Origin of the sequence: Myxococcus sp. CA056, from assembly GCF_013336715.1 — a bacterium.
GTDB lineage: Bacteria > Myxococcota > Myxococcia > Myxococcales > Myxococcaceae > Myxococcus > Myxococcus llanfairpwllgwyngyllgogerychwyrndrobwllllantysiliogogogochensis.
This window is the reverse complement of record NZ_JABUMT010000009.1, coordinates 293,398-312,186: the sequence shown is the minus strand read 5'-3', so window position 1 is coordinate 312,186 and position 18,789 is coordinate 293,398. Positions and strand designations below refer to the sequence as shown.

The window sequence follows — 18,789 nt, the reverse complement described above, 5'->3', positions numbered from 1 at the left end:
GTGCACGAAACGCTCAGGTGCCTTCGCGCAGGTCGCCGAGCCGGCCCTTGGTGCCGGGCAGGCTCCCGGGCGGCAGCTTCCCGTAGATGTGCTTCACGGTGTCGACCAGCGTCTCCTGCACGTCGCGCGCGCGGAAGCCCAGCTCGGCCTCCGCCTTGCCGGCGTCCAGCCAGAAGTAGTGCTCGCCAATCTCCACTTCCTGCGGATCCAACGGCGCGGGCGTGCCGCGCAGCTTCGCCCAGCGCTCCAGCAACTGGCCGCCCAGGATGTTCATCTGCGCGGGCAGCCGCAGCCGGGGCGCGGGCACGCCGGTGAGGCGCTCCAGCCGCTGGAAGAACTCCCGGGTCGTCATGTTCACGCCCATCAGGTGGCGGCTGTACAGCTCGCCCCGGGTGAGCGCCTGGTGGAACGCCTCCGCGGCGTCGCGCACGTCCACGAAGGAGATGCCGCCACCCGGCATCGCCGGAATCTCCCGGTTGAGGAACTTCACCACCGTCCACGTCGACGACAGCCGGTCATCCCCCGGCCCCATCAACAGGCTGGGGTTGAGCACCACGAGCGGAATGGCGTGCTTGCGGCAGTACTCCAGCGCCAGCTTCTCCTCGTAGATTTTGGAGATGTAGTACGGCCACCGCGCTACCACGGTAATCGGATAGTCAGCGGACTCGTCGAAGACCGCCTCTTCCTTCGAGACCGCCGTGGTGCCGGACGTGGACGCGAGGACGACGCGCTTCACGCCCGCCTCGCGCACGTCGCGCAAGAGCTCTCGCGTGCTGTCCACGTGCAGCTCGAACATCTTCCGAGCGTCCTTCGGCTGGAAGGAGACGAGCCCGGCGAGGTGATAGACGCCCTCCACGCCGTCCAGCGCGCGGCGCACCGCGTCCCGGTCCTTCAAGTCACCCGCGACGTACTCCGTGCCCGCATACGCCGGCCCCGTCGGACGCGAGCGCCCGATGAGGCGCACCGTGTGGCCCGCCGCCACCAGCTTGGGCACCAGATGCGTGCCCAGGAATCCCGTGCCTCCAGTGACGAGCAGCTTCACGAGTTCTTTCCTCCCGAGGGGAGCGCGGGCAGGACATCCACGTCCGTCGAGGGCGGTCCGCCCAGGTTGAGGACGCGGCCGTCACGCAGCTCGCGCACCGCGTCCTCGGCGATGCGGGTGGCGTAGCGGTAGCTCTCCGAGCGCGCCATGCCCTGCGTGCGAGCACGCAACGCCTCGTGTCCCAGCGCGGGGCCGATGCTCACCTTGAGGTCCTTGGACTTGGGGAAGACGCTCCCCTTGGGCAGCGCGTCGAAGGCGCCGTGGATGTAGAGCGGCAGCACGTCCACCCGGTACGTCAACGCCAGATAGCCCAGCGTGGACTTGAACTCCTGCAGCTCTCCGGTGGGCGAGCGGGTGCCCTCCGGGAAGATGAGGACGTTGAAGCCCTGACGCAGCGCCTCGCCCGCCTGGCGCAGCGACTGGCGCAGCGAGCCGTGCCGTTCGATGGGGACCAGGTTGGTGAAGTTCTCGAACCACGCGCGCTTGAGCGGCGTGTCGAAGAAGTAGTCGCGCGCGGCCAGCGAGACGAGCCGGTCTCCCTGCTCCGCCAGCACCACGCGCACCAGCCCCGCGTCCAGGTGGCTGGCGTGGTTGGCGATGACCAGGAAGTTGCGGTTCATCGGGATGAAGGGACGGCCCGTCACCTTCACGTCGAAGACGCCGCCGTAGAGGACCTTCTGCCCGAAGGACAGCAGCTGCCGGCCCACGTCCGCGACGACGTCCGGCACCGGAATCTCCACCTCTTCCGCCTTCGCGTTCTCCTTGGAGATCTCCTTCGCCCGGGTCTCCGCGGACGGCCTGCGACCCGACGCCACCACCACCTTGCGCAGGTCCTCCACGGTCTGCACCTGCGTCAAATCCTCAATCGCCGGCAGCGGCACACCCGCGCCTTCCAGCGCGGAGGACAGCTCCGTGAGCATCAGCGAGTCGAAGCCCAAATCCCCCGTGAGGTGCGTCTCCGGACGCACGTCCGCGAGTGGCTTGTGACAGACCTCGGCGATGAGCGGGTAGAGCCACTCGGACGCGCCGCCGGTGCCCGCCACCGTGGCGGCGACCTTCTCACGCGCCTTGGTGGCGCTGGCCGCCACGCGCTCCAGCCGCTGCAGCTCCTCCACCACCTGCTTGCGCTTCACCTTGCGCGTGGAGGTGCGCGGCAGCTCGCCATCCCAGAAGCGCAGCACCTTCATGCGCCGGTAGAAGGGCATGCCCGCGCCCACCTTGCGGAAGTGCTCCTCCAGGTCGCGGCGCACCTCCTCGCGGGGGCGGTCGCCGTAGTCCGGCACGCACAGACACGCCACCTTCTCGCCACCCGCGTCGTCCGGCAGACCGACGATGGACAGCTCCTTGACGTGCGGGTGCTCCTGGTACAGCTCCTCCAGCTCGTCCGGGTAGATGTTCTTCCCGTTGTGGTCGATGATGACGTCCTTGGCTCGACCCACCAGGTACAGCCGACCCTCCGCGTCCACGCGGCCCAGGTCGCCGGTGTGCAGCCAGCCTTCCTTCAGCACCGCCTCCGTCGCCTCGCGGTCTCCGAAGTAGCCCGCCATGACGTTGGGGCCCTTGGCCAGCACCTCGCCAATGCCGTCGTTGTCCGGATGGAGGATGCGCACTTCGATGCCCGTGAGCGGCTTGCCCACCGAGCCGGGCGTGCGCTTGTTGCCGGGCGACGCGACGGCGAGCACCGGCGCGGCCTCCGTCAGGCCGTAGCCCTCCGTGATGTTGAAGCCCAGCTCGTGGAAGGCCTTGTGCACTTCCTCGGGCAGCGCCGAACCACCGGACACCAGCACCTTGATGCGCCCGCCGAACTTGCGGTGCACGGGCCAGAACAGCAGCTTGCCCAGGTTGACGTTGGCGCGGTTCCGCAGCTCGCCGTGCGTGGCCATCATCGCCTTGATGGCCTGCTCTACCAGCGGCGGACGGCTGGCGAACTCCTGCGTCATCTTCCGGTGCAGCAACTGCCACAGCGCCGGCACGCCAATCATCGCGGTGATGCGGCCCGTCTCGAAGACCTCGCCCAGCCGGTCCGACGTCAGCTCGTCGATGTACGTGATTTCAGCGCCCCGTGAGAACGGGGTGAGGAAACCCGCGGAGAACTCGAACGTGTGGTGCAGGGGCAGCACGGACAACACGCCGTCACCCACGCCCACGTTGAACACGCCGGCCAGCTTCGCCACCAGCGAGGAGAAGTTGCGGTGGGTGAGCATCACGCCCTTGGGCGTGCCCGTCGTGCCCGACGTGAAGATGAGGCTCGCCAGGTCATCCGCCGACGCGGACTTGCGCACCGGCCCGATGCGGTCCTCCGGGTACGCCGGGTCGCCCGTCATCGCCTCCGCGAGGCTGGCGATGATGACGTTGTCACCCAGCGCGCCGAGCAGGCCGGAGAAGTCCCGCGTCGCGTCCTCGGACATCAGGCAGACCTTCGCCTCCGCCCGCTTCGCGATGTTGATGACCTCCGCCTCGCTCAACCCCGGGTCCACCGGCACCATCGTCGCGCCCGCGCGCAGGATGCCGAAGAAACACGTGCCCCACTCGGGCCGGTTCTCCGACACCAGCAGCACCCGGTCTCCAGGCTTCACGCCCGAGCGCACCAGGAAGCTGCCCACGCGCGCCGCGTAGCGGTGCACCTCGCCGAAGGTGAAGCGCTCCTCCTTCTCGCCCGCCACCATCCGGAAGGCCACCCGGTGCCGGTACGCATGCACCGTCGCCTCGAACAGCTCCAGCAAGTCCCTGTGCGCGGGGATGACGGTGCGCTTCTCGCGCTCCTCCTCCAGGCCGGGGAACACCCACTTCTCCAGGCCCGGCAGGTGCGTCTCCATGAAGTACGCGCGCCAGTCGATGTGCTCCGGGTCCCACGGAATCTTCAGCCGGTCCGAGTGCACCATGCGCGTGTAGACCGAGCGCGTGTTGTCACAGCGGAAGACGTACCGGTTCTCGTAGAGGAAGGGGAGGAACAGGTCCGTCATCGCGATGAGGCCCGCGTTGCTCGTCTCCACTTCCTCGAGCGAGACCTTGGCCTTGTCCAGCATCGCCTGCACGGCGGGCGCGCCCCACGCGGGCCGCACCTCGTCGATGGCCTTCCTCAGGAATTTGGCGCCCCGGACGAGCATGGGCGCGCTCATCCACTCGAACTCGAGCTTGCTGACCGGCTGCGGCTCCAGCCGCGAGCGCAGCGAGTTGAGCACCTTGTTGCCCGACTCCTTGTTCCGGTAGTAGCGCCGCCGGTACAGGCCCACCAGCTCCACGGAGCGGCTGGCGTAGAACGGATTCACGTCGCCCGAGGCGAGCTGGTAGACGCGCCGCTCCTCCACGTCGATGGACTGCGCGGTGATGCCAATCGTCGCGCCCGCCACCTGGTCCACCGGGATGATGTCCAGGATGGTGTTCTCGCCCGCGGGGATGCCACCCGGGCCCTTGATGCCGGCGAAGGCCAGCGGGGCGGACGTGGTGAAGCCCTCATTCCAACCCGGGAACGGGAAGTGCCGCGCGCTCTCCACAATCGAGGGCCGCACAATCGCGTAGCGCAGCCCCGGCGTACCGGCGATGACCTGCTCGCCCAGGGACTTCGTGTACGTGTACGTGTTGGGCCAGCCCCAGTGCGCCGCGCGCTCCATGCCCGCGCGCACCAATTCGCCGCTCAGCCACAGCTTGCGCTCACGGCCGACCGCGAGCCGCAGCGTCTTCTCGTCGTTGACGTCGCGGCCTTCCTCGGCCAGCCGGTCCAACGCCTTCTTGCGGAAGGTGGACGTCAGCGCCCGGTCATCGGCCTGCTCGCGCAGCCGCGCCACGATGCGCTCCGCGTCCTTCAGCTCCTGCTCCAGGCTGAAGTCGCGCCCGTCCAGCTCCTCCTTCTTCGGGAAGTAGCCTCGGACCTCCTCGTCCTCGAACACGAGCCCGCTGCGGTTGCCCGCGACGAAGGACGTGGACATGTGGATGAGGGGCACCGCCCAGCGCAGCGCCAGCTCCACCGCGTACTTCACGCCGTGGGTGTTGACGTTGAGGCCCACTTCCAGCGACGGGTTGAAGGACACCAGGCCCGCGCAGTTGACGAAGGCGTGCACCTTGCCCGTCAGCTCCGCCACCTGGGCTTCTTCCAGGCCCACCCACGGGTCGGTGATGTCGCCGTCGAGGACGTGGCACTTCTTGCGCAGGAACTCGAGCGCGCCTTCTTCCCCATACGTGTCGCGCAGGGGCTGGAAGGGCTCGCTGGTGGCGACCTTGTCGAAGAAGCGACGCTCGGCGGAGGCCGCGCTGCCCTTGCGGACGAGCACGTACACCCGCTCCAGCTCCTGCCCGTAGCGGTGCAGCAGCATGGACAGCGTCACCTTGCCCACGAAGCCCGTGGCGCCCGCGAACAAGAGGCGCTTGCCGGTGAAGACCTGGGAGACGTTCAGCTCGGGTTGCGGTGACATGTCCGGCCTCACTTCACGTCCACCATCACCGTGGGGGCAATGCGCAACAGGCTGATGGTGGCCGAGCGGCCCATGAAGCCGCGCGCTTCCTCGATGGCCTCGGTGAGCGTGTCGGTGCGGTCCCACCCGAGCAGCGCGGGGACGTGGTTGTTCTCCGCGCCCGCGACGATGACCTTGCCCACGTGCTGACGACCGTTCTCGCCCCAGTACCACATGTAGAAGGGGTGAACGCCGTGGTACGCGTTGTTCTTGCGGTACAGGTGCACGTAGCTGGGGTTCTCCGCGAACTCCTTCTCGTACTTGTGCTCCAGCTTCATGGAGTCACGCGTCTCGGGAAGCAGCCGGTGGAAGAACTCGATGTAGCTGGGGTGGTGCTCCGGGTCGAACTCGTCGTAGGCCGGGTGCAGCAGGATGAGCACGCCGCCCTTCTTCACCAGCGGCACGCCGCGGTTCAGGTTGAAGAAGTAGCCCAGCCCCATCACCTGCACGAGCAGCGGGTTGAGGATGGAGTTGACGCTGTACGGAGACACGAAGGGGATGGGGAAGATGACGATGTCGCTCTGCCCCTCCACCGGCACCACGTACTGCTTCCAACTGGTCTCCAGCGTCTTGGCGTGCGCGGGCTCGGTGGCCCCGGCGAACACGCCCGTGACGTCGTAGGGCGCGGGGACGGCGTTGAGAATCTTGCGCGCCGCCGCGCGCGGCAGCTTGGACAACGCGTAGCGCATGGCCTGGAACTTCAGCCGGTCGCCCTCGGTGTAGTCCTCCTCGCGCTTGGCGAGGAAGTCCGTGGGCGCGCCGAACATGCGGTTGTTCAGCGTGGTCTCGATGTGGAAGACCTTCAGGTGCTTGTCGATGTTGCGGCCGATGCGCTCGTTGCTGCGGTACAGCGCGCTCGCCTTCGGCTCCATGTAGCTGTCCGACTCGCGGATGGTCTTCGGATTGTGGTGGTGGCGCAGCGACGCGTAGTTGGACACGCCGGTGCCCATGGACTTGTGCCCGCCATTCATGGGCACGAAGTTCACATTCACATAGACGATGAGGTCGCTCTCCGCGACGCGGCGGTTGACGGAGACTTCCTCGCCGTGGGACGTGCGCTCCAGCGCGACGATGCCATCCGGGTCTTCCGCGTCGTGGTTGTAGTAGCGGTCCGGGTAGTAGGCGTCGTAGATCTTCTCGCCCACCATCCGCTTCATCTCCGCTTCCGTCATGCGACGGTGCAGCGCGTTGGCGATGACCAGGTGCACGTCATCCACGCCGCTGTCGGCGGCCAGCTCCAGCACCACCTCCAGGATGGACTGGCGCACGTCCGGCGTCACCATGGGCGGCAGGGGCACGCTGATGTCGTCGATGACGCACGTCAGTCGCATGCCCGGCTTGAGCAGCGCGTGCAGCGGGTCCATCCCGTCCGGGTGGTTGATGGCCCAGCGGATGGCGGCCTTGACGTTGGGCACGCCGGCCATGGGGGGGCGGGGGAAGATGACCCGGGTACCCACGGGCAGGTCTTCCTGGAGGAAGCCCTCACCGTAGAAGAGGGCGCGCGGAGGGCTGCCCTTCTCGGTGATGACGACCTGGCTTTCCTCGTCGTACAGCTTCTGGAGCGTCTTGAACGGGCGCATGGCGGGCAAGGGGACTACTTGAGGTCGAGGATGGGCCAGTTGTAGGCGCGCGCGATGGAGCGCAGCCGCAGGTCCGGGTTCACCGCAGTGGGACGACCCACCACCGCGAGCATGGCGTAGTCGGAGGCGCTGTCGGAGTAGCCGTGGCACTTGTCCAGCGTCAGGCCCTCCTTGGCGCAATAGGCACGGATGGAGTTGGCCTTGTTCGCGCCTTCGATGATGGGCGGAATCACCTTGCCGGTGGCCTTGCCGCCCACGAACTGCATCTTGTTGGCGATCAGGTCATCGGCGCCCAGGTGCCGGGCGAGCGGACGCATGGTGAAGTCCAGCGCCCCCGTCACCAGCACGACCTTGCACCCGCTGCGGCGGGCCTGGTCGATGAGGTCCTGGGACTGCTCGAAGAGCGCGGGCTGCAGCACGTCCTCGAACATGTCCTCGGCGATGGTGACGAGGCGGTCCTCGGTCAACCCCGCGTAATAACGGTAGAAGAACTCGTTGAACGTCTTGCGGTCCAGCGTGTCCATGGCACCGAAGAGGGGCACGCTGAGGGCGGTGCTCAAGGTCCGTCCCGCGATGCCCAGCACGGAGCCCCGGTTCATCGCGTAGTACGCGTAGACGTGGACGACGTTCGTCTTCACGAGCGTCCCGTCGACATCGAAAAAGGCGGCTTTCGAGGGCATGTGGCAGCGGGCTTCCTGACACTCCAAGGGGGGTGAGGTCAACGACGCTGGGACGGGGGAAGGCTCCCCCACCCCTGCTAGCATGGCTAGAGCCAGCCTTGCTCGCGGTACCACTCGGCGCTGCGGCGGATGGAGTCCTCCAAATCCCTCCGAGGGTGAAACCCCAGGAGGCGCTCGGCCTTCGCACTGGAGCAGGTCCAGGCGGGCGCGAGCAGCTGTCGGGCCAGCTTCCGATTCAGGGGGAGCATCTTGCCCGTCACCCGCGACACGCCGTCCGCCGCCGAGGCGAGGGCGCTCAGCGCCCAGGGACTCACGCGCACCGTGCGGGGTTGAAGCCCCAGCGCCTTCGCTCCCAGGTCCTGCACGGCTTCCAGGGAAAGAGGAGCGCCCGGGCCCGCGCAGAAGAAGGCCTGGCCCACGGCGTTGGGGTGCTCGGCCTGGAGAATCAGCGCGTCCACCACGTCCTCCACGTCCACCATGGTGAGGGGACGGGGGCCGCCCACCAGCTCCAGACGGATGCCCTTCTTCACCAGCTTGAAGAAGGTGAGGTTCTCGTGGTCACCGGGGCCGAGGATGCGCGGCGGGCGGGACACCGTCACCGGCAGCCGGTCTCCATAGGAGAAGGCGATGCGCTCCGCCTCCGCCTTGCTCTCGCCGTACCACTCGTGCGGCTGGAAGGCGTCCTCCTCGACGTGCGGGCGGGTGGGGGAGGAGGGCCCCATGGCCGCCAGCGAGCCGACCAGGACCATTCGCGGACGGTGACCCGCGGCCACCATGGCGTCGCACAACAGGCGCGTGCCCTCCGCGTTGACGCGCATGAAGTCCTCGCGTGTCGCGCCGCGGCGAACTCCGGCGAGGTGGAAGACGACGTCCTGTCCCTCCACGGCGGGGCGCAGCGAGGCCGCGTCCGTCACGTCTCCCTCCACGCGCTTATAGGAGATGCCGGCCAGTCCCGAGGCGTCTCCCCGAGGGCGCAAGAGGCACGTCACGGTGTCGCCGCGTGCCGCCAGGGCACGGGCCAACCAGATTCCAAGGAAGCCACCGGCTCCGGTGATGAGGGCTCGCATGGGTCGTTTCATCCGAAAAAGTACACCTCGTCCGCAAGAGGAATCCCACGTCCCCTGGTGCGAACCCGCGAGGGAGGACCCCGCGCGAGGCCGGATGGTCGGCCTCCGGAGTCGTCCCGCGAGGCTCTTCCCGAGGGAAAAGTGGCGCTGGGGCCGGATTCTCGAGGCGGGATGCGCCGCGAGAGGGGGCCGTCCGAGCGAGAACCGTGTTGCGGAGCCGGTTTCTCGGGCATGAAACGCGTTGCGTAGGGCGTTTCTAGAGGGAAAAACGCAGGAGAGGGCTGTTTTTCGGGCTTGGGCGTGCTACCTACGCCCCACCGGCACTGGCTTAAAATCAAGCGAGGCCGCACAACGTCCCCTTCGGAGGGGAGGAGACTCAAGACGAATGGCCGCCAAGAAAGCTGCTGCGAAGAAGGCTCCCGCCGCCAAGAAGGCCCCTGCTGCCAAGAAGCGTGCGCCCAATGCGTCGTTCATGAAGGAGATGACTCCTTCCGCCGCCCTGGCTGAGATTGTCGGCGCCAAGCCGCTGCCGCGCACCGAGGTCGTCAAGAAGCTCTGGGCCTACATCAAGAAGAACAACCTCCAGGATGCGAAGAACAAGCGGCAGATCAACGCCGACGACAAGCTCAAGCCGATCTTCGGCGGCAAGAAGAACGTCACCATGTTCGAGATGACCTCGCTGGTGAACAAGCAGCTGAGCTGACACCGTCGCCGGGGCCACCCGGCAGTTGCATCCCCGAGGGCTCTCCGGAAGTTTCGGCGAGCCCTCTGCTTTTTGGTGCGCGCGCGTGTGCCGTGCGCACGTCAATCCAGGCTCTTGGAGCGTTGGATAGAGGGCGGAAGTCACACCCCACGCTGGCGTCAGGCGCGCGGGAGCCCTACCTCTGGTCCCCATGTTGCTCGACGGACTGGAAGAAGAGGGAACCGCTCCCACGGGGGCGTCGGGTGCCACCCTGAGCGCGGAGTCCCTGGCGGAGGGACTGTTCGCTCGCGTGAAGCAGGAGCTGGGGCCGCGTCCCCGCACGCCGCTGTCCACCTATCGGGTCCAACTGCACCGAGGGTTCACCTTCCAGCAGGCGCGCGAGGTGGTGCCGTTCCTCGCCCGTCTGGGCGTGAGCGACTTCTACGCCTCGCCCTACCTCAAGGCGACGCCGGGCAGCACCCACGGCTACGACTGCGTGGACCATACGCGGCTCAATCCGGAGGTCGGCTCGCCGGAGGACCACGCGGCCCTGTGCGCCACCTTGCGTGAGCACGGTCTGGGGCAGGTGCTGGACGTGGTGCCCAACCACATGGGCATCGAGCGCGACAACCGCCTGTGGTTCGACGTGCTGGAAAACGGCCCCTCGTCCGTCTACGCCAAGTACTTCGACATCGACTGGTCGCCGGTGAAGGACGAGCTGCACGACAAGGTGCTGCTGCCGATTCTGGGAGACCAGTACGGCATCGTCCTGGAGCGCGGCGAGCTGAAGCTGTCGTTCCGCGAGGGCGCCTTCTTCATCCACTACTACGACCACCTGCTGCCGGTGGCGCCCCGTCAGTACGGCCGCATCCTCCGCCACGGCCTGGAGCGGCTGGAGGCCCGGTTGGGCACCGAGGCCGCGCCCATGGTGGAGCTGCTCTCCATCCTCACCGCGATAGACCACCTGCCGCTGCGCACGGAGGTCGAACGCGCCCGCGTCGTGGAACGGCACCGCGAGAAGGAGGTCATCAAGCGGCGCCTGGCCGCGGTGGCGGCGTCCAGCGAAGAGGCGCTCGCGTACATCGAGGACAACGTCCGCGTGTTCAACGGGGAGCCGGGCAACCCGCGCTCGTTCGACCTGCTGGACGCGGTGCTGGCCTCGTGCAGCTTCCGGCTGGCGCACTGGCGGGTGGCGGGCGAGGAGATCAACTACCGGCGCTTCTTCGACATCAACGGGCTGGCCGCCATCCGCGTGGAGGACCCGGAGGTCTTCCAGGAGGCGCACGCGCTCATCTTCCGCTGGCTGCGCGAGGGCTGCGTCACGGGGTTGCGCATCGACCATCCGGACGGCCTGTTCGACCCCACTGCGTACTTCCTGGACCTGCAGGAGCGCTACTTCGTGGAGCGCGCGCACGCGCTGTTCCTCCAGGAGCAGGCGGGGGACGATACGCGCTGGCCCGGTGTGGAGGCCGCGCTGCGCGAGCGCTGGCGGGCAGAGGTGACGGAGAGCCCGTCCAGTCCCCTGCGCAAGGCGCTGTACGTGGTGGTGGAGAAGATACAAGGCGGTCGCGAGCGGATTCCCGAGGCGTGGGCGGTGCACGGCACCACCGGCTACCGCTTCGCCAACGCGGTGAGCGGCCTCTTCGTGCACCCGGCGGCGGAGACACACCTGACGGAGACGTACGAGCGGCTCACCGGGGAGAAGGGCGACTTCGCGGAACTCGTCTACCAGAAGAAGCTCCTCATCATGCGCGTGTCCATGGCCAGTGAAATCAACGTGCTGGCCCACGAGCTCAACCGCATCTCCGAGATGAGCCGGCGCACGCGCGACTTCACGCTCAACTCGCTGCGGCGCGCGCTGGTGGAGTTCGTCGCGCTGTTTCCCGTGTACCGGACCTACGTGGATGGCTGGCGGCCGGGGCTGGACGCGCGCGACGTGCAGTACGTGGAGTGGACGATTCAGCGCGCCAAGGAGCGCAACGCCACCACCAACGCCTCCATCTTCGACTTCCTGCGCGACATCATCCTGGGTCGCTACCCGGAGCAGTCCGACGAGCGCGAGCGCGCCGTCATGCTCCGCTTCGCGATGAAGCTCCAGCAGGTGACGGGGCCCGTCATGGCCAAGGGCCTGGAGGACACCGTCTTCTACATCTACAACCGGCTGGTCAGCCTCAACGAGGTGGGCGGCGAGCCGGAGCGCTTCGGGGTGCGCGCCAACACCTTCCACCTGCGCAACCAGGAGCGCGCGGAGCACTGGCCCGCGAGCCAGCTGACGTCGAGCACCCACGACACCAAGCGCAGCGAGGACGTGCGCGCCCGCATCAACGTCGTGACGGAGGTGCCCGAGGACTGGCGCAAGCTGGCGCGGCGGTGGATGCGCCTCACCGAGAAGTTCGTGACGCCGCTGCCCTCCGGACCCGCGCCCAGCCCCAATGACGTCTACCTCTTCCTCCAGACGGTGGTGGGCGCATGGCCCATGGGCGAGTCCCAGTCATCGGAGGCGATGGAGGACTTCCACCGCCGGGTGCGCGAGTACATGGCCAAGGCCATCAAGGAGGCCAAGGTCCGCACCTCGTGGACCAACCCGGACGGCGCCTATGACGACGCGGTGGCCGGCTTCGTGGACGCCTGCTTCGACGGGGACAAGGGCGCCACCTTCCTGGAGGAGGTGCGCCGCTTCAAGCGCCGCATCGAGCGCGCGGGACAGCACAACGCCCTGGGCCAGCTGCTCTTGAAGCTGGCCTCGCCCGGCGTGGTGGACACCTACCAGGGTTGCGAGCTGTGGGACTTGTCGCTGGTGGACCCGGACAACCGCCGGCCGGTGGACTTCGCCGTGCGCGCTCAGTTGCTGGACGCGTTGGACGCGCGGGCGAAGGAGGACCGGGTGGGGCTGTGCGCGCGACTGGTGGAGACCCTGGACGACGGCCAGGCGAAGCTCTTCTTGTTGTCGCGCGTGTTGCGGCTGCGACAGCGTCACGCGGAGTTGTTCCGCGGCGGGGGCTACAAGGCCCTGGAGCTGTCCGGGCCCCGGGCCCAGGCGGCGGTGGCCTTCGTGCGTGAGCTGGAGGACTCCGTCATCCTGGTGTGCTCGCCGCGCTACACCCTGTCCGCGCTGGAGTCTTCCGAGGGGCTGGCCGGTGCGTATGAGAACACGTTCCTCGACCTTCCGGAGGCATATGCGGGCATGATGTTCCGCGATGTCTTCACCGGGCGACAGGTACGGCCCGAGCGTGGGTCGGGTGGCGTGGTGCTGCCTCTCGCGCCGCTCCTGTCGGGGTTCCCGGTGGTGCTGCTGGAGAGGAGCACTGGATGAGGAGGGCCGAGGTGCTTCCAGGGAAGCCGTTCCCCCTGGGCGCCACGTACGACGGGCATGGGGTCAACTTCGCGGTCTTCAGTGAGCATGCGAAGAAGGTGGAGATCTGCCTCTACGACGCGGACGAGCCGTCGAAGGAGACGCGCCGCTTCCCGCTCCTGGAGAACACGCACCAGGTGTGGCACGGCTATGTGCCGGACCTGACGCCGGGGACGCTCTACGGCCTCAGGGTCCACGGGCCCTTCGAGCCCAAGAAGGGCCTGCGCTTCAACCCGCACAAGCTGCTGGTGGACCCGTACGCCCGCGCCATCCACGGCGGCGTCGACTACCGCGGCGCCATCTACGGGTACGTGGCCGGCGGCAAGGAAGAGGACCTGGTCCAGGACAAGCAGGACGACGCCGCGGCCGTGCCCAAGGGCGTGGTGCTGGCGGACTCGTTCGACTGGGGGGGCGACACCCATCCCCGCGTGCCCTGGCACCAGACGGTCATCTACGAGCTGCACGTCAAGGGCTTCACCAAGCTGCACCCGCGCGTGCCGGAGGACCTTCGGGGCACCTACGCGGGGCTGGGCCACCCGGCCGTCATCGAACACCTGAAGAAGGTGGGCGTCACCGCGGTGGAGCTCCTGCCCATCCACCACATCGTCGACGAGCCCTTCCTCGCCGAGCGGAAGCTGACGAACTACTGGGGCTACAGCACGCTGGGCTACTTCGCGCCGGACTCGCGCTACAGCGCCGCGGGCTCCCGGGGCGGCCAGGTGGACGAGTTCAAGGCCATGGTGAAGGCGCTTCACCGCGCCGGCATCGAGGTCATCCTCGACGTCGTCTACAACCACACCTGCGAGGGCAACCACCTGGGCCCCACGCTGTCCTTCAAGGGCGTGGACAACGGCGCGTACTACCGCCTCACGGAGAAGGACCCGCGCTACTACCTGGACGTCACGGGCACGGGCAACTCGTGGAACGCCACGCACCCGTACGCGCTGAAGCTCGTCGCCGACTCGCTCCGCTATTGGGTGGAGGAGATGCACGTGGACGGCTTCCGCTTCGACCTGGCCACCACGCTGGGCCGCGACAGGCATGGCTACGACACGCGCGCGGCCTTCTTCCAGATTCTCCACCAGGACCCGGTGCTCAGTCAGGTGAAGCTCATCTCCGAGCCCTGGGACGTGGGCGACTTCGGCTACCAGGTGGGCAACTTCCCGGTGCTGTGGAGCGAGTGGAACGGCAAGTACCGCGACACCATCCGCCGCTACTGGAAGGGTGACGACCGGCAGGCGGCGGAGATTGGCTACCGGCTCACCGGCAGCTCGGACCTGTATGCGCTGTCCGGCCGCAAGCCCACCGCGAGCGTCAACTTCGTCACCGCGCACGACGGCTTCACGCTGCACGACCTCGTCACGTACAACGACAAGCACAACGAGGCCAACGGCGAGGAGAATCGCGACGGCGCCAACGACAACCACTCCTGGAACTGCGGGGTGGAGGGCGAGACGACCGACGCGAAGATCAACGCCCTGCGCGAGCAGCAGAAGCGCAACTTCCTGGCCACGCTCTTCGTGTCCCAGGGCGTGCCCATGCTGGTGGCCGGCGATGAGATGGGCCGCACCCAGAAGGGCAACAACAACGCCTACTGCCAGGACAACGCCCTGTCGTGGGTGGACTGGGAGCTGAACGACACGCAGCGCTCCCTGCTGGAGTTCACCAGCCGCCTTACCCGCCTGCGCCGCGAGCAGCCCGTGTTGCGCAAGCGCCGCTTCTTCCGCGGCGCGCACATGTGGGACAGCGAGCTGAAGGACCTGGCGTGGTTCCGCCCCGACGGCAAGGAGATGAAGAAGGACGACTGGGAGAAGCCCTACGTCCGCTCCCTCGCCTTCCTTCTGGGCGGCGATGCCATCGCCACGCCGGATGACGAGGGCAACCGGATTGTCGGCGACACCGTGCTCGTCCTGATGAACGCGCACCACGAGCCCATCTCCTTCCTCCTGCCCGCCCTGGAGTGGGGCGCCGACTGGGAGCAGGTGGTGGACACCTCGACGGCGGCGGAGTCCCAGCACACACATACACCCGCTGGCGGCAAGGTGCAGGTGGCGGGGCGCTCGCTGATGGTGCTGCGCCGACCCGCGACGGAGTGATGGGGTGGCCGGGCCCCTGAAGGTGGGAGGGGCCCTGGTTGTACGGAAGTGTCGACGCCCGGACGCGCCACCGCTAGGGTGCGCCGGCTGTTTCTGAAACAGGATTCATACGTGAATACGCAAGTCGCGCTTTGGGTGGGCTTCAACCTCTTCGTCCTGGCGATGCTCGCCGTGGACCTTGGTCTGTTCCACCGCAAGGACCACGCGGTGACGCCCAAGGAAGCGGGCATCTGGACGCTGGTGTGGATTTCCATCAGCCTCGCGTTCTGCGGGGGCATCTGGCACTTCTCGGGGAGCACCCCGGCGCTCCAGTGGCTGACGGCGTATGTCGTGGAGTACTCGCTCTCCGTCGACAACCTGTTCGTCTTCCTGATGGTGTTCAGCTACTTCCGGGTGGCGGCGGAGCACCAGCACCGGGTGCTGTTCTGGGGCATCATCGGCGCGTTCATCATGCGCGCGGTGCTCATCATCGCCGGCGCCGCGCTGGTGCAGCGCTTCCACTGGCTCATCTACCTGTTCGGCGCCTTCCTCGTCTTCACCGCGGTGAAGATGCTCGTCTCCAAGGACGAGGAGATGGACCCGGAGCAGAAGGGCATCGTCAAGCTGGCGCGCCGGGTGCTGCCGGTGGCCCGGCTGGGCGAGGGCAGCCGCTTCTTCCTCACCGAGGATGGCCGCCGCAAGGTGACGCCGCTGTTCATCGTCCTCCTGGTGGTGGAGGCGACGGACCTGCTGTTCGCCCTGGACTCCATCCCCGCGGTGCTGGGCATCAGCCAGGACGCGTTCATCATCTACACGTCCAACGTGTGCGCGATTCTGGGCCTGCGCTCGCTGTTCTTCGTGGTGGCCAGCCTGATGGACAAGTTCCACTTCCTGAAGCTGGGGCTGAGCGGCATCCTGGCCTTCGTGGGCGTGAAGATGTTGATTACGTACTTTGACATCCACCTCCCCATCGCCCTGTCGCTGGGTGTGATTGGCGGCATCCTCCTGGCCGCCATCGTCGCGTCGCTCATCTGGCCCAAGAGCCCGGAGCCCGGTCATGACCGGGAGAGCGCGAAAACCTGAACCCAGACGGACGGCCTCCGGGGTTTTCCTTGCAACCCGGGGGCCTTGCCTTCAAATGTGGAGGCATGTCTTCCAGCGCCACCACTGATGGCCTCCGCATCACCGTGAAGCCGGCCTACTGGCCGGAGCGAAGCTCGCCCGAGTCGGGGCAGTACGCCTTCATGTACACGGTGGAAATCGTCAACGAGAGCGAGGCGCCCGCGCAGCTGAAGTCGCGGCACTGGGTCATCACCGATGCCACCGGGAAGGTGGAAGAGGTGAAGGGGGAGGGCGTGGTCGGCCGTCAGCCCCGCGTGGCCCCGGGCGAGCGCTTCGAGTACACGAGCTGGGCCATGCTGCGCACGCCGTTCGGCACCATGCGCGGCAGCTATGAGATGGAGCGGCCGGACGGCACGCACTTCGAGGCGCGCATCGCGGAGTTCGCCCTCACCCTGCCCAACGCCCTGCACTGATGATGACTCCGGACCCGAAGCGGGGGCTGCTCCTCATCAACCTGGGCACGCCGGACGCGCCCGAGTCCGGGCCGGTGCGGCGCTACCTGCGCGAGTTCCTGAGTGACGCGCGCGTGGTGGACATCCACCCGGTGGGGCGCTGGCTGCTGCTCAACCTCTTCATCCTCCCGACGCGGCCCGCGAAGAGCGCGGAGGCGTACCGCAAGGTGTGGATGAAGGAAGGCTCGCCCCTGCTGGTGTACAGCCGGGAGCTGGAGGCGGCGGTGCGCGAGAAGCTGGCGGGGGAGTACGACGTGGAACTCGCCATGCGCTACGGCAGCCCGTCCATCCCCGACACGGTGGCTCGGATGCGCGCGCGCGGCGTGACGGACTTCACCGTGCTGCCGCTGTACCCGCAGGAGGCCACGTCGTCCTCGGCCTCGTCGCTGGCCCGGGTGTACGAGGTGATGACGGAGGGCTGGGACGTGCCCAACGTGCGCGCGGTGCCCGCGTTTCATGGGCACCCGTCCTTCCTGGACGCGTTCTCCGTGGTGGCCCGGCCGGTGATTGCCGAGGCGCGCGCGGACCATGTCCTGTTCAGCTTCCACGGCGTGCCGGAGCGGCACGTGCGCAAGACGGACACGTCGGGCCAGCACTGCTTTGCTTCCGCGGGCTGCTGTGACGCGCTCACGGACGCCAACCGGCACTGCTACCGGGCCCAGTGCTTCGCCACCGCGCGAGGGCTGGCCGAGCGCCTGGGGTTGCCCGCGAGCGGGTGGACGGTGTCCTTCCAGTCGCGGCTGGGGCGCACGCCGTGGGTGAAGCCCTACACGGACCTGGTGCTGCCAGAGCTGGCGAAGCAGGGCGTGAAGCGGCTGGCGGTGATGTGCCCGTCGTTCGTCGCGGACTGCCTGGAGACGCTGGAGGAGGTGGGCCTGCGGGCCCGCGAGCAGTTCGTCGAGGCGGGGGGCGAGTCGTTGACGCTCGTCCCCTCGCTCAACGCCCACCCGGCCTGGGTGGACGCCGTGGTGCGGCTGGTGCGCGAGTCCGACGGAGCGCCTACTGCTGCGGCTTCGCCGTCGGCTGGGGCGCGGCCGGAGCGGGAGCCGACTCCAGCGCGGTGAGCTTCAGCTTCACCGTGCCGGGCGGCACCTGGAGCGCGGTGGGGGAGACGGTGCCTCGCGTCGACGAGGTGATGCTGCCCTCCCACGAGCGCCACTTGCCAGCCTTCACCAGGAACTCGCCACGGCCGACGATGCGCACCTCCGCGCTGGCGTCCGTCGCGGTGGGCGGGGCGCCCTCCGGCTCGTCTCCGCCTTCTTCCGGGATGGCGGCGCGCGCGGGCACGGCGGGCATCGCGCGACGGGTGGCGACCTTGCCCGCGAGCTGGTCCAGCAAGTCATACTCCAGCGTGGCCACCTGCTCGCCGCCGTCCGCGGGGGTGAGCGCGGTGAGCTTCACGCGGTTGCGGCGCTCCGTCTTGACGATGGTGAACGTGGGGCCCAGGGCGTCGTGCGTCAGCAGCTCCGTGCCCAGCGCCCAGGTGTCGTTGGGGCCCACCGCCGACAGGGGCAGCTCCAGCACCAGCGAGGCCGTGTTGCGGGTGATGCCCTGGAGGCCGTCGAGCACGAAGCCGCGCTCGCTGACGGTGCCGGTGTCCTCGGCGGCGTTGGTGCCCTCCGGGATGACGCGCAGCCGGAAGTCACCCGAGTCGCCGTGCTCCAGCACATAGGTGAAGGCGCTGGGGAACGCGGGGGAGGGGGCGGCGGCGCGCTCGGGCTTCGGCGCTTCCTTGTCGCGGCCCTTCTTGCCCTTGGCGGGCTTGGCCTCCTCCACCTCCTCGACGGCGGCGGGCGCGGAGCCCGCTCGGTCCAGGGTGAGGCGGTAGGCCACGGGCGCACCGGCGGCGGGCTTCCAGCGCAACACCACCTTGGACGGGTCCGCCGCGGGCGCGGCCGAGGGCTGGGCGGCGCCCGCCTCCTTGGGAGTGTCCTTCAGGCCCGGAGGCCGGGGAATGGGCTCGAGCTGCCCTCGGGGCTCTTCCTTGCAGGCGAACAAAGACAGGGCAACGACCAGGCCGAACAGGCTTCGCATCACGCGGGGACGCTCCTCTGCGAGGACATGCGGGATACCGGAGCCCAGGAGGGCATTTCAAGTCCGTCACCCGGCCGCGTCTGTCGAATGCTTGCGTGAGTTTCCTCCACGGGCTCGCTTGACGCGCCCGATGAAGTCGGGGTTGCGGTGCCCGGCCTCATCCCTTGCAGCCCCAACTCCTTGCATCGCGTGCTGTGGCCGGGTGCGTCATGCGAGGTGGCTGGCGCCCCGGGGCTCCTTGGGGTCGCGGAGTCG

At 68.2% G+C, this 18,789-nt stretch carries 12 protein-coding genes; 6 read left to right on the top strand and 6 right to left on the bottom strand.

Going from position 1 to position 18,789, the window contains the following annotated elements; genetic code table 11:
• Positions 1-13: 13 nt before the first annotated feature.
• From HUA76_RS30715 to HUA76_RS30695, 5 genes are all read right to left on the bottom strand, one after another.
• The gene (locus tag HUA76_RS30715) at positions 14-1,042 is read right to left on the bottom strand and encodes an NAD-dependent epimerase/dehydratase family protein (protein WP_174456537.1); all 1,029 of its coding nucleotides are present in this window, start codon (positions 1,040-1,042) and stop codon (positions 14-16) included.
• Entirely contained in the window at positions 1,039-5,451 is a 4,413-nt protein-coding gene (locus HUA76_RS30710) for an AMP-binding protein (protein WP_141642275.1), read from the bottom strand. The genes HUA76_RS30715 and HUA76_RS30710 overlap by 4 nt, the downstream gene beginning before the upstream one ends.
• An 8-nt stretch (positions 5,452-5,459) precedes the next feature.
• Complete coding sequence (locus tag HUA76_RS30705) at positions 5,460-7,070, bottom strand: lactate racemase domain-containing protein (protein ID WP_141642276.1); 1,611 nt, start codon at positions 7,068-7,070, stop codon at positions 5,460-5,462.
• 14 nt (positions 7,071-7,084) lie between these two features.
• The gene (locus HUA76_RS30700) at positions 7,085-7,750 is read right to left on the bottom strand and encodes an HAD family phosphatase (protein WP_141642277.1); all 666 of its coding nucleotides are present in this window, start codon (positions 7,748-7,750) and stop codon (positions 7,085-7,087) included.
• Between the two features lie 86 nt (positions 7,751-7,836).
• Positions 7,837-8,817: an NAD(P)-dependent oxidoreductase gene (locus HUA76_RS30695; RefSeq protein WP_174462866.1), complete on the bottom strand. Its 981-nt coding sequence runs from the start codon at positions 8,815-8,817 to the stop codon at positions 7,837-7,839.
• A gap of 385 nt (positions 8,818-9,202) precedes the next feature.
• Between HUA76_RS30695 and HUA76_RS30690 the strand changes: the two genes are divergently transcribed.
• From HUA76_RS30690 to hemH, 6 genes are all read left to right on the top strand, one after another.
• Positions 9,203-9,520: an SWIB/MDM2 domain-containing protein gene (locus tag HUA76_RS30690; protein WP_141642278.1), complete on the top strand. Its 318-nt coding sequence runs from the start codon at positions 9,203-9,205 to the stop codon at positions 9,518-9,520.
• 190 nt (positions 9,521-9,710) lie between these two features.
• A complete protein-coding gene (treY, locus tag HUA76_RS30685) occupies positions 9,711-12,812 on the top strand; it encodes a malto-oligosyltrehalose synthase (RefSeq protein ID WP_174462833.1) in 3,102 nt (1,033 codons plus the stop codon).
• Positions 12,809-14,947 (top strand): glycogen debranching protein GlgX, encoded by a 2,139-nt coding sequence (glgX, locus tag HUA76_RS30680; RefSeq protein ID WP_141642280.1) that lies wholly within the window; start codon positions 12,809-12,811, stop codon positions 14,945-14,947. Before treY ends, glgX begins: the two co-directional genes overlap by 4 nt.
• A 111-nt stretch (positions 14,948-15,058) precedes the next feature.
• Entirely contained in the window at positions 15,059-16,009 is a 951-nt protein-coding gene (locus HUA76_RS30675; protein WP_141642281.1) for a TerC family protein, read from the top strand.
• Between the two features lie 65 nt (positions 16,010-16,074).
• Entirely contained in the window at positions 16,075-16,461 is a 387-nt protein-coding gene (gene apaG / locus HUA76_RS30670; protein ID WP_141642282.1) for a Co2+/Mg2+ efflux protein ApaG, read from the top strand.
• A complete protein-coding gene (gene hemH, locus HUA76_RS30665; RefSeq protein ID WP_141642283.1) occupies positions 16,461-17,564 on the top strand; it encodes a ferrochelatase in 1,104 nt (367 codons plus the stop codon). Before apaG ends, hemH begins: the two co-directional genes overlap by 1 nt.
• Here hemH and HUA76_RS30660 read toward each other — a convergent pair.
• Positions 17,500-18,534, bottom strand: a complete 1,035-nt coding sequence (locus HUA76_RS30660) for a hypothetical protein (RefSeq protein ID WP_217440447.1) — start codon at positions 18,532-18,534, stop codon at positions 17,500-17,502. The genes hemH and HUA76_RS30660 overlap by 65 nt on opposite strands.
• Positions 18,535-18,789: the final 255 nt, after the last annotated feature.